At 37.4% G+C, this 12,938-nt stretch carries 11 protein-coding genes; all 11 read right to left on the bottom strand.

Annotated features, from left to right (window positions below):
• Window positions 1-583: 583 nt before the first annotated feature.
• The 11 genes from K08M4_RS10770 to K08M4_RS10825 all read right to left on the bottom strand — a co-directional run bounded on the left by K08M4_RS10770 (window position 584) and on the right by K08M4_RS10825 (window position 12,841).
• Window positions 584-1,159 carry a hypothetical protein gene (locus K08M4_RS10770; RefSeq protein WP_016768846.1) on the bottom strand — a complete coding sequence of 192 codons (576 nt, stop codon included), beginning with the start codon at window positions 1,157-1,159 and terminating at the stop codon, window positions 584-586.
• Window positions 1,160-1,290: 131 nt separating this feature from the next.
• Window positions 1,291-2,127: a hypothetical protein gene (locus K08M4_RS10780; RefSeq protein WP_139151635.1), complete on the bottom strand. Its 837-nt coding sequence runs from the start codon at window positions 2,125-2,127 to the stop codon at window positions 1,291-1,293.
• A 407-nt stretch (window positions 2,128-2,534) separates the two neighbouring features.
• On the bottom strand, window positions 2,535-3,656 hold the full coding sequence (locus K08M4_RS10785; protein WP_086049854.1) for a hypothetical protein: 1,122 nt from the start codon (window positions 3,654-3,656) through the stop codon (window positions 2,535-2,537).
• Window positions 3,657-4,212: 556 nt separating this feature from the next.
• Window positions 4,213-5,820, bottom strand: coding sequence for a DUF2326 domain-containing protein (locus K08M4_RS10790; protein WP_086049855.1), 1,608 nt, complete (start codon window positions 5,818-5,820; stop codon window positions 4,213-4,215).
• Window positions 5,814-6,035, bottom strand: coding sequence for an ABC-three component system middle component 7 (locus K08M4_RS10795; protein ID WP_086049856.1), 222 nt, complete (start codon window positions 6,033-6,035; stop codon window positions 5,814-5,816). Before K08M4_RS10795 ends, K08M4_RS10790 begins: the two co-directional genes overlap by 7 nt.
• Window positions 6,032-6,799, bottom strand: a complete 768-nt coding sequence (locus K08M4_RS10800; protein ID WP_198299287.1) for an ABC-three component system protein — start codon at window positions 6,797-6,799, stop codon at window positions 6,032-6,034. Before K08M4_RS10800 ends, K08M4_RS10795 begins: the two co-directional genes overlap by 4 nt.
• Window positions 6,800-6,832: 33 nt before the next feature.
• A complete protein-coding gene (locus tag K08M4_RS10805; protein ID WP_086049857.1) occupies window positions 6,833-7,489 on the bottom strand; it encodes a hypothetical protein in 657 nt (218 codons plus the stop codon).
• Window positions 7,490-8,008: 519 nt separating this feature from the next.
• Window positions 8,009-9,118 carry an HNH endonuclease gene (locus tag K08M4_RS10810; protein WP_157665745.1) on the bottom strand — a complete coding sequence of 370 codons (1,110 nt, stop codon included), beginning with the start codon at window positions 9,116-9,118 and terminating at the stop codon, window positions 8,009-8,011.
• A gap of 514 nt (window positions 9,119-9,632) precedes the next feature.
• Window positions 9,633-10,547: a BRCT domain-containing protein gene (locus tag K08M4_RS10815; protein WP_086049859.1), complete on the bottom strand. Its 915-nt coding sequence runs from the start codon at window positions 10,545-10,547 to the stop codon at window positions 9,633-9,635.
• 475 nt (window positions 10,548-11,022) lie between these two features.
• Window positions 11,023-11,916 carry a DUF6236 family protein gene (locus tag K08M4_RS10820; RefSeq protein ID WP_086049860.1) on the bottom strand — a complete coding sequence of 298 codons (894 nt, stop codon included), beginning with the start codon at window positions 11,914-11,916 and terminating at the stop codon, window positions 11,023-11,025.
• Between the two features lie 133 nt (window positions 11,917-12,049).
• Entirely contained in the window at window positions 12,050-12,841 is a 792-nt protein-coding gene (locus tag K08M4_RS10825; RefSeq protein WP_157665746.1) for an HNH endonuclease, read from the bottom strand.
• Window positions 12,842-12,938: the final 97 nt, after the last annotated feature.

Here is a 12,938-nt window from a genome sequence, read left to right on the forward strand (position 1 = left end):
TTGATAATACTTGATGACCCCAGTGTAGCTCAGTGCTACAAATTCCTACAACCCGCAAATTGATACTTTTCAGGAGATGCCATAGCCTCACTAACTTCTGCGATAAGCTAACCCAATTCGTCACACGCTTCTTGGGCAACACAACTATAAAGGGGTTGTAATTACGTAACTTTAGTATGACTTTATGGACAGTTAACTCCTGAATGCGATTGGTATTATCTATTTGTGAAGAAACCTGACAGATTTTCCTGATTGAAAAAATCAATCTCCGCCACTAAATCATAACTTTACCATTCTTGCTCCTGCTGGACCGTCACTATTGTTATTACTTTTCAGCTCTGGTTTTAATAGTGTTTCTACAATTTCAATAGCCCTCTTAAGCTGAATTCTGTCTAGTTTGCATCCCAATAAGTGCTAGCACTGTAGAGGCGTAACACGTCTTTGGACACTTCCATTTTAGCGCGATAGCTAATTTAGCAAAGCATAAATTACTCAAGGTATGGCAAAAGTCGTATATGCTTGTGTCTAATATGACTGGAGCAGATCAAATCGCCGAGCGTTACGAATCTGCTTGAGTTGTTTGTTAGCTTAAATTTTTGATTTGCCTCCACGTTTCACAACCAATTTCATTCATAGCGTTAAAAATTTTGTTTTTTATCTTACCGTACCTAGCATCATCAAAGCTCTGAGCTTCCAAAGTAGCTGTATTCACACACTCTAGAATAAAGTTTTGGACATCTTGTATGGAGTTAAAAACCTCACCTTGCACTGGGTCATTCTTGTTCAACATTAATATAATTTCGTTGGATTGCTTCATTATTTTGGTAGAGATTTCATCCAACTTACTCTGAAACTGATCTCTAGGAACGTCGATTTCTCGCTTAAGCAGATTGTATTGAAGATCAATATATACGTAATTAGTGCCTACTAAATCACGCAGCTCTTTCAACCATCTCACTCTTTCACGAGTGATTACGTCGGCTATTAATTTTTGATGTTCTAAATCATTGTTCTTTAATTGTATATAAACGGTTGAACCTACTGTAATAAGCGCTGTTAAAATAGCGGTGCCACCTGTTATTGCTGCAACCCATACTGGATCGATAGTAGAAGCAGTGTTCTCTGCTATTCTCTCTAGAACTTCCATTACTTTAGACATACTTTCCTCTTCAAGCTAATGTTCAATTAAGGTGTGAGGCACGCAAGACCGTTACTTCTGCATACCACCTTAAACACTAAAAACAACGCATAGTAAAAATGCCACGCGTTGTGAATTGCCCTAGTCGTTTGCTAGGCAATTTCGTGCGTGACATCAAAACCGATCTCACTAAGACTATAAAAGCGAAGTGACACATTCTGTTCACTAGCTGTGGCTTGAAGGCGATCTATTTGAACTTCACTTAAGCTCGTTTTCGTATTTGTAACAAGCAATAAATACACTTCTGGGTCTTTACCTGTTATTTCCTTGTGACGCTCACGTATTTCAGCGGCTCGACGGATACTGTGGTGCATAAAAGGAAAGGACATGTTATTTCGAGTCCACTTCACCTCGAATATTTGGTTTATTTCACCAGTAGTTTTGAGACCATCGTACTCTGCTGATTTGCCTTTGGTTCGTAATCTAACCCCTCTTTCAATGGAGCCAAATTCACTGGATGCATAAGATAGTGCTTTATCCTCAACATCGAAAGATAGCCTCATTGAGTCAGGTCTGGACAAGTCTTGAATTTGCGATAAATCGATTTTATATTTGTTATCTTCATTAGTGTCAGGGACAGAGTCTAATTCTTGCTCTATCTCTTCTTGGAGCTTCCTTTTAATTGCATCTTCTCGCGAAAGTGCTTCTTTGCGATAGTTGAAGTAATTCTCATCTTTACGAATTATCGCAGCTAAATTTTGCAAAAATTCTAACTCAGTAACCGCAGTTGCAACGATAAATATCGCCGCAAAGTAGGTGCCCCAGTGTGATGAGAACAGAGCTATAGCCGCTACCAACATGATGGCAAACAATTTAGTTACATGCGTTTTGTCACTCTTGAACAACGATAAGAGTAAACATAGTATCGAGATAGTTAACACGAGCGTCCCTATCTGACTCGAATATGTATCCGGACCTAAAAATTCCAACGTATTCTCCTTATTTGCCTGACGCTTGTTAGATAGCATTTTTCCGTGTTTGCATTCCATCTATGTTGCTGTGATTCAATATAAAACTCAAATATTATCAATCTGTTGTGTGAATCTAAAGAGGGTTTCGGGGGGAGAGTTACGGAAAATTTCCGTATAAGTGCCCAAAGTAAGGATTAGATTAATTTGGTCTATTGCTGTACTGGCTAGGTGGTGAGCTCGTTGGATCTGAGAAGCTTTGGGGTGCTTCACTTTCGATGTTGCTGCCATCAATCGCATCAGCAGGAAACAAATCAATCGCTTTCGTGAGATACAAATGGTCGTTTCGGATGTTACCTGCCGTTAACTCAATTACTCAATACTTCATTTTTACCTCGTTTACTACTAACATTTTATTAGCTGCGGACTCAATCAAGTGCTTCTAGGTTAGAGTAATGAGAGACTTTAACAACAGAACCCAAAAATGAACTCAGCGCTTTATTCTTTCTTGTCAATTGATTGAAATATTCACACACTCGTTTGTCAACGGTAAACACACCTGTAAACAAAGCAAAGACACACATATGTTTATCTTGCATATTACTGCCGTGGGCAAACTTTTCAAATTTCATTGCCGTTTCAAAATGGCCCCATATTTCCCACGTAATTTGGGAGCTATAGGGTAGTTGTTTTTCTAGATATTCTGGTAATCCAAGAGAGTTTAAAACAATTTTTAATTGCTGATTATATACCGCTATGCTCCCCAACTGACCAATAGTTGTATTACTAGAGACTTGTTCAAGCTTCACTCCTGATGAGCGCACATATGCCTCATATACCGAGATATCATTACTAAACATACCAGCAGAGCTTTGCAGTAAATCCCTAGTAAAGTTGGCTGCTACTTCGCTAGGATTTGATAACTTCTGATCGCCACTAGTCTGTAGGTGTTTACAAAGGTTATTTTCAAAAGCTTTAAGGCTTTCCATCAAATCAGTTGGATTCCGCAGCTGATAGTCAAACAAACTAGACAACTTAATTTTGTCAATTGCCTTATCCTGAACGTGACAAATCGATTCAATCTCCTTATCTCGTTGACTATAAGGAATGCCTAAGTCACGAATAGACATATACAAGCTTTGAAAAATCTCTACAAACTCAGTTCCTTTTGAATAGTTAACCAACGACTCTTCAACCGTCTGAATGAGTAAATCTGTATTTTTGCCAAGCCCATCTAGCGTCAACAAAGCTTCTATTTTATGAATATCAAGAATAGAACCTAGTCCTGCATTAGGGTCATGGCTGCTAAGCCATGCGACATAAGGAAATTGTTGAAACAAAGACCACCTATTTAAAACAGTACCTGTGTCCTCATGCTGAAGTATTTCTAAGATATGATGATAGGTCACGAATGGTATGTACCCATTCACAACTAAATGATCCACGGTCTTTTTTGCCTTACTACGAAGTACTTCATTGTCAGAAAAATAGTCTTTTGCTATGTCTCCAAAAATTGAAGTATCAATAGAAATCAACTTTGATTTACTCATAAGTCCCTTCTTACACTTGAGCAGCTAACGATTTTAATATCGTGCCAGCACGAATTTATGTATTCAGCATATCTCAAAAAAACCTGCCTAACCAACTGAAAATTAAGTATATAATTAGTTTAACCCTGATTTCTAGTTGAAAACCGTGCAAGCACATATTGCTTCCAATTCAAGGCATGTTATCAATCAAAAACTTCCTTTTAGTTCTCAATTATTCAATAGCTTAGAAATAGTTGAACAACATGTTCGTGAGTGTAATTGAAGGTGAGTCTGTTGTGGATTAGAACATTTAGCTACATTGCTGGAGCTCTAGGCATGAGGAAAAGTAAGGCAAGTTGCAGGGGTTCAAACTGAGTTCAATCCCTCTCTGGCTCACTTTGGGGTAGATATGAGCTAGCTGGCACTTTTTAGAAAAGTGCCATGAGTAAAACTTCAGGTCTATGAAGCCTCTGGACATTTTTGAGTTGCCGATTTTACCAATTACTGATTAGCCGAATTATGGGAATAACGCCTCAGACACCAGTTCAGCTTTGCTGCGTCCGAGTGCTTTGATTTGTTATTTTCTATTTTTCCACGATTTACCAAATGCCAACTTATCTGAACCAAGAGCTAAGAACTCATTGTTTTTTATCAACTTTTTGGTTTTATCTTTAAATCGATTGATCTTGTCTATCGAAATAAACACCTGTTTTTCAGTAGAAGAATATTCCTCAAAAATATCCTCAATTGCATGATCTTCTATATTTGAGAACACTATCAAATCGTGAATCAAAGCTGGTAGATACGTTTTCTCCAAAATACTCATATCCAAGGAAACCATATTTGCATACGCCTTACCTGTTCCTGAATCTTCGTTATGATCAAACTCATATCTGGTATCAAAAAATTTAATCTTAGGCGAAACCGGATCTCCCTTATAAAATTTCTTGATATATTTTGACATGGTATTATTCAAATCACTTTCAATAAAAGAAAGCGACTTGGTATAACTTTCAATAATCTGTCCGGCAATCTCACCAACTTTACCATCAATTGTTGATTTTATTTCACGAAACCTAAGCTGATCGCGAATATCTTTTTCTTCAGATGATAGTTCAAGCATTTTATCAACTAAACCAGAAGGCTTTCCTACAACCCTTGCAGACTCAAGTAATTTAGCTTCAACCGATTTTATTTCAAGCTCTAGAGATTTAATCTGTTCTTCCAACAAAGACTTTTCTTCTCTTAACTCAGCTTTTAGAATTTTGGTAATTCCTGAGTGGAATTGTTCAACTTTAGCTAACTTATCGATATCAACTTCAGGAAAGTATTCCTTAAGCTTTTCAAAATTCCTTTTATTAGCAGTGTTTCCGTAAGTTAGGTTGTCATCTGTTCTTTTAAGCCTATTTTTTAGAAAAAAAACACTGTTAACAAGCTCATCCTTCTCAGACTTAATTTTTAGATTCTCTTCATTAATAATCTGGCTTGCATTTATAGAATAATTTTCTAGGCTTTCTTTTATTTTCGTAATTTCAGATTCAAGTTCATTTAACCTTGATTCACTTTTTGCCTTTTGTGGTTTAGTGAGCGACTTTATATAACCTTCATTGAAAGCGCCTTTAAGAACGCTTTTCTTCTTTTCTGTTGCAGATTTTTCTTTCTCTAGCTCTCTTAAAGAACCATACAGGGAATACAGTTTAAGTAAGCTAGGCTTTATACTTGAATAAGGTTCGTTAGGGAAAGAATTCAACGGTTTGTTTGGGTTATAATTGTCTTTCCCCCAAATTCTAAAAAATGGATTAACAGCGCCCCTAAAACTCGAACCGTAATCTGGAAAACGAAAGATTTCTTTAAGGAAAGATCTGTATTCATCTATCGATTTTTCAGGCCTGTCTTTCTCACTTAAAAATATAACAACCTTTGGGTCATTAGTGCTTCTCGAAAAGCTATACTTGACATCATCAAAAGAAAAGTCCATCTCAACGGTTACAATGCCCACATTATCAATAACATCAGAGCATAGTTTTAAAAAATCGTCGCCTGCAAATGCAAAGTCCAAAAGCATTAAAACAGATGATTTACCTATAGAGTTTGCACCATCCTCAGGGCCTGTTAGTACATTCAATCCTGAGTTGAATTCCAGCTTTTCCTCAATTAACTGTGAGCATCGAATCTCTTTTAACATTTTCTTATTTTCCCTAACTCAAGATCTACGTCAATTTCCCCAAGAATATATAGTGCATCTATTGCAAAAATAAATTCATCCATTCCTAGAAATTTTCGCTTAGTGTTTTTATATAACTCCACAAGAAGTATCTCATCAAACTGCTCATCTAAAATGTACAACATCTTGAAAGTTATAGAGTTCTTAAATGATATTGTTTTGCTAGGGGTAATCATGAATAAACCTCACAATTTTGAACAAAGAAGGATACGATTATTTCTGATACCTCAGTACTCTCACAGTCAGTAACATTTTTAATCCAATCGGTTAAGGCTGAAAATATCTGAGTCTGATCTAGGTTTTTTTTCTTAAGTTTTAAATAATAGGTTTTAACTTGGCTATAGATAGTGTCTGATGTATATGGCTCTCCTTTGTCTAACTCAGAGAACTTTGATTTTATATCAGTGTAAAAATACCTAACATTACTCTTTATCTTTAGTTTCACTAACGCGTTTAATGTTTCATCAGACTTTGAATCGACAGTAATAGCATCTAATGATAATTCTTCTAATGCATCACCTGAAAATAAAACCAATGACGCAATAACCTTATTAATCTCATCATCAATAGAATTATCGAACCAACTTTTTCGTAAATTAGATAAACGTTGAAGTTCTTTCTTTATACGCACTATATCTCGGTAACCCTCGATAGTACGTGGGTTATCAAAGACCTTATGGCAGTCTCGACAAAGAGCAATCAAGTTTGATTCATCATCAACGTCTTCGCTTAGCCTTTCTTCGTCTTTTAGGAGATCAAGTTCATGAGGTCTCGGGCTGTTAGGATATATATGAGCAATTTCATAAAGCTTGGTCATTTGACCTTTGTTTTTTTTCATGAGTGGCTTGGTGCATTTAGGGCATATGCCGCCAACTTCATCAAAAAGAACAAGTCCCATGTTTTCTGTAGGCTTTTTTCTTTTAGAGTCTGATTTAGCCACTTAATTTCCTTATATCATTAAAATTGCACGCGTTTACGAATCAGCCTTGAAGGCTTTGTTAACTAGCTTGTCGTTGTAACCTGAAGATGGGAAAAACAAAATATCCTCTTCACGCGACTTAAGCCTATATTGTTCAGCTATGTATGGAATATCTGTGTCTTCTGGCAAATACTTTGATTCAATTGAAGAAGCGAATAAACCTACATCCTTTTCACTGAGGTTACCGCAAATATTCCTAACTGATGCCTTAATCTTATGCAATTCTTTATTCATTTCTTTGTCTGTAAGGTTCAACTTGGACTCTAGTCGCTCGATTGCTAATAATACTCGACGTATTTTGTCTGGATCACAGTGCTCTTTAGTTTTAGAAATAATGTCATGTTCTGATACGCCATTTTTTACCAATTGGCTTACTACTAACTCTTTAAATGTCTTCGCATCTTTTATCAGATAATCACAACCGGATCGAAATGAACCATATTGTCCAATTGCAAGGTAAATTGAACCAATTACGGCAAGATATACCTTAATGCTACCTTCATGTACTCTTACTATTATTTCGAGATCTTCTCCGTAGAGTAAGCTAGCGTATTTTTTACCAATATCTTTAACATATTGCTCTGCTTCACGCTCTTCGATCTCGTAAAATGGGATATCTAAGTGTAAATACAATCCTGCTAGTCGTGCCATAATTTTCCTTGCTAGTTAATGCTTTATAGACGGATTGTTTCGTATTTGCATTCCACCTATCTTGCAGTCATATGCTATGAGTCTCAAGGCGTATCAAACCATTGTGTGAAACGGGAGGGGATTTCGGGGTAAAATGCGGAAGAATCCCGCATAAGTCTCTGCCACTTCATCGATTAAGTTTATTTGGTCTAATACAGTGCACTTTAGGCGACTAGTTCGTAGGGGCTAAGACGGTTTGGGGCAGATCTGAGCTAGCTGGCACTTTTTAGAAAAGTGCCATAAGTAAAACTTCAGGTCTATGAAGCCTTTGGACAAAACCTTGTTACTATTTTCCTTGCCTGTGAATATTCGGATAAGTTCAGGTAGGGGAAGAGCCTCGAATGCCTTGAGCAAATCGTCCAGACGACAGCCTGTTGGGTATCATCGCACAATCTCCATAAATAAGTGGCTTCGGGTTTGTTCAATACTTGGTTAATACGCAGGCCGCGCAGCGTTTTAACCTTATTTGTTATACATTTATTAGCGACGGATTTGACTTATAAAGAATGGCATTAATTTTTCTTGTAAAAGACCAAGAAACTTATTGTGCTGTTCATCGGTTAACTCGTCACCATATTCAGCGCCACAATTTTGAAAAGCGTATTGAACAGCTACATTTATGGCTCGATCTTTTTCTTTTTCGAAGTTGTTTCGTATTGCTGTAGGCATTATTTCATTCAATGCATTCTCAATACTTCCATTAGGTATAAGCTTGTAGTCATAGCAATCTCTAACATCTTGCCTAGAAACTTGAAGGTCAATAGTTAGTTCAATCTCTTTACCGTCTATAGGATTTAATGCGTAGATGTTTTCAAAAGAACTACCAGTGTAGCTATCCGATAAACATACCAGCATTCGTTTATGTCCATAAAACTCAACGTAACCTAAGAGCATGTTGGTCTCAGGAACACCTTTAACATATATGCAGTGGAGTGGGATTCCCTTAGGCCTATTAACAATGGGATCAGATGAATAAAAGTAACCAAAACAGGGTTCAGCATCATCGTTTAGCAGGTAATCGCGAGCAGCGGCACAATCGTTAAAATCAACACCAGCTTCCACAGCAAGAGCTAAGGTACTTTTGACTAAAGCTCTCCCTGCTTCCAGTCCCCCAAAAGACAAAGAAAAATTTATTGGCTCGGCTAAATACTCGGTGCTTTCTTGTATTTCAGGTTCAACTGTTAGATGGGAGTATTTCCTTTTGACTCCATTAAACATCCCCTCAGCTTCTTTCATGTTACGAGCACGAATTTGAATCCTAACCCCAGAATCAGTCACATCTTCTTTAAACTCAGGCTTTGGTAGAGATTTAGTGCCATCATGATTTAGGATAATTTTGCTGCCGGATGTCGTTTCAAACGCTTCACTTGGAACCACTCCTCTTTCTCTACTGATACCAAACAATAAACCCAACGGGTTTAACTGGTTCGCAAGTTCTACATCCCAGTTTGAGCCAGACTCACGATTGCACTGGTTACATATAAAATTAGTAATTTTCTTTCTGCCACCAAGAGCATTAGGAATTACGTGCTCTTTAGTATTGTTAGCCTCTGTAATGTCACAAGTACATAGAGCACATTTTATAGTCAATTCATCTCTCCTGAGCGTTGGAAACGTATAACATTTTATTACTGTGAGCACCGTTTAATGCAGACATACCTGTCGAGCCTGAACATTCAGCGTCACTTGTCCTATTAACTCGCCACCATGCAGTGTAACCACCTGTTATAAAAAGAGTTATCATATGAAAAACCCAAAAGGCAGGTGCTAGTCACAAGTAATTTCAGTCACTGATACGGGAGTCAGATCTTTCTTTTTGCATACACATTATTTTTATCATGCACCTATGACGTGAGGAGAATTTGGTCACTACCCGCACTAGCTAGCTTTGGGGCACTTCTAAGTTATGAAGTGCCATTTATGACGGTTCTGGACATGAACGCGTTAGCGGCGCACAAAACGTGTCAAAAAAAGTAGATAGACATCTTTAGAAGATTCGAACTCTCGAGCACAAGCTGCCAAATTTAAATTTATTTAATATCAATAACTTAATTCCATTATAATAATTAGCTTTGTACCAACTTTTTGAACAAGAAGAGCATCACTAGCCATCACAAACCGTTAGTGCATTCCACAGTTCTTCATTAATAATTTCAATCTTGCGTCCTTCTTCGCGATAGGTTAAGACTGATTCAATTTTTCGACCATAACTCGTGAACCGCCAATCTCGACTCGCAACTGCACCAAGTACAAGTATATCAAGTCCCTTCACAACGTTGCCTTTTACTTGGGCGCCTAAAGACAAAGCTTTTTGCTCTTGAATCTTTCTTGAACCACTTAAAAACTTACCCGTAAAACAAACTTGTTTCCCCTTGAGACAAATTCGTCCTTCTTGAGTTGTCGAAAAATCAGCTGACATACCATAAGCAAGGCCTGTTTCCAGCAGAGATTGACCAGAAATAGCCTTGATAAGACTTAATAAGTCACATCTTTCACTATCATCAACAATCCCATCTTCCAGTATCATATCAAGACGCTTTTTTATTGCGTTTGCAGGCCACTTACTAACAAGGTGTTTATCTTTACTAAGTAGCTTTGCTAGTTTTTCTATCTCTGCATCACATAAAGTGTCGTCAGCGCTTATACCACTTAGAAAACCAAGAAGATGATTGACTGTGCCTTCATAGCCACCATCTTCAAGGTCACCATAATTAAGTATGTCTTGCAGCATTTGCTGCATATCAATAAGTTCAGATGTTGTTATCACACCGTCTTCTAAGATATCTTCTACTTGTTCATGAATATCAATGAAATCTCCATCTGTTAAGTTGAATACATCGTTATCCTTCCATGCACGAAGATAAACTTCCTCGAGTTCACTCAAATGCTTATCAGCATGAATACCATCCAGAATTCCTTTGAGTGTTAATATTGCTTTAGCTTTGTTTCGTTTGTAATTAAACGTCAAAGTCTGAGGTTGTCCGTGGTGATCCAATACTGCTGTTGATTTAGCTGTCATATTATGCAACCTAATTAATTTAAACTAATAGCATACGGATAAATATCTCAACGTGATGAAATCATCAAGAGCAGATGTAACAATTGCCACGAAAAGTACTCGCAAAATATCGATTATGTTTACTACGTCAACTCTCAGCACCTTAACGAGATTTAACTAATTTCAAACGAGTACAGATGTATGGTTGTTTAACGCATATCTATAGTCATTTGGTATAACCAATCGACTGCACTCAAACTCAGGCCAAACAGTACCCGAAAAAGTTAGGTTCGCATTTCAGGTACACCACAATGAGTAGCACGTAAGAATTAAATTATTGTAATTCAGTTCCATATACATTTTGGGGCAGATCTGAGCTAGCTGGCACTTTTTGAGAAAAGTACCACGAGTAAAACTTCACTAGTCAGCCGAGATCCATTGACTCGTTGCTGGACAAAAATCGTTTAGCGGTATTGCTTTAAACCTTAATCTCTTGTTAGCAAGCCGCTATTTCATTTTTATTAATTGATGATAAATATGACAATTGAGTTGAACCAGTAGCATTACGATGCTCTATCGTTTTTTCTGCCGTTAACTTAATGCTAGATACTAGACCGCCTACGACGTAGGCTCCTAACTGCGCAATCGGCTGCTCAAACATCAAAGCTGGACCAATACCGCCAAAAAATGAAGATTGACTAATCTCCAACGAGACTTTTCTATTTGCCAAGTCACAAATACCGAATTTTTCTTTACTAACTTTATTCAAGTCTGATATCGCAGAAGACAACTGATTTACATAATAATCTTGAGCGGTAATTACATCTTGTGAATTGGTAATTTTCAGATACAGCCCTGTCAAAGTCGTATGTAATGCTGTCAATTCATCTGCGCGATTCATCTTAAAATCCAGAACCTTATCTAAAGGAATATCAGCTTTGGGGATTGGTAAACAATTTTTAAGCTCCATACGAGCAGTCATTTGCTCAACTTTGTGGTTGTCTGGTAAAAGTAATTTGTTACCATTTTGATGAATTGTCCACTGATTTGGTTCTTCTTTTAGCAAGGCCCCCATTTCTTGACTTGCAAGCTGAAAATGACGATTCATTACATATCGGGTTAATTCTTTAGATACTTCTTCTTGTGGTAAATTTCTTGCAACCCAATCTGGGTTATGAGCTGTTCGCACTGACAAAATACCAGCATCACTCAATATCTGCTTCTCGTGATTAAAAACACAGCATATTGGTGGTGCATCAATTAGCATAATGCGATCCCAATATAAACAGAAATAACGTAAATATTCAGGAGCGATATCAGCAGAAACATTTATTCTAGATTCTGTAATTTTGACGTCATAAGCAGACATCACAATACCATTATTATTCAAATTATTTCCTCCATGGTTCCATAAGCTTGCTACCACCTAACCTAAATTATTGCGCCATAAACACGAAACCCAACGATGAAATGGAAAATGCCATGCGTTGGAGCTCACTCTTAAATACTTGTAAAATGGAGTATTACATCTCCCAAAATACTGGCATTGCGTTAGATGTCTCAATAACTGTCCCACTTTTTTTGCTGTTGCACGATTGGCAAAGAATTTGGAGGTTTGTCGGATCATTTACACCATTTTGAGCAATCGGAACGATATGATCGATAGCTACCTTACCATGTGTATGATAAACCGAAGATAAGTCCGTTTTGCAAAGAGCACAAAGCCCCTTTTCTCGACAAAACAGCGCCCTCTCAAGCCACTTGGGCCAGTAAGTATTTCTCTTACTTCGCTCGCCCATAGACTCTGCGACATTTATATTAAAGACCTTCATAGCTTCACGATCAGCGAAGAGTAACGAAAAGACTTCAGTAACCAAGACGGGTACAAACTTATCTTGTACCAAAGGCTCAATATAGTCCCATGCATATTGGTACTTATATTCATCAATATGCTCTTCAGTTACTTCGACCGCCTCCTCGCTTTCTTCGTCTCGTAGTAACTCTTCAATGTAGCGATCTAATTCTTGATATTCTATTTGGTGAGACTCAAGCATTGAAAGTATTGGTAACACATCCTCAAACTCCCAACCGCCACCTTTAAAGTAGAAATTAAGATGGTCAACCACAACATACTCTATGTAATCATGGAGTAGAGTTCTTTTTTGTGGCTTAGTCACCTGTAACTCAACATCTTCTGCTACTTCTAACGGATCAATTGCATAATCGCGTTCAAAAATAGCTTTTCTAACTTTATCTGCAAAACCGTATGACTCGCTAAATTTGAACGTATGACACTTTTCCAGAATACTGCTCATTAGCTCCTCCATTTTACACTTTCTATACGGCGCTAAGCCGCTCTTTACATAGATATAATGCGGTCTTTCGTTTAAGGCTTCAACATAAAATCAATAG

The sequence above is a fragment of the Vibrio syngnathi genome, from assembly GCF_002119525.1.
Taxonomy (GTDB): domain Bacteria; phylum Pseudomonadota; class Gammaproteobacteria; order Enterobacterales; family Vibrionaceae; genus Vibrio; species Vibrio syngnathi.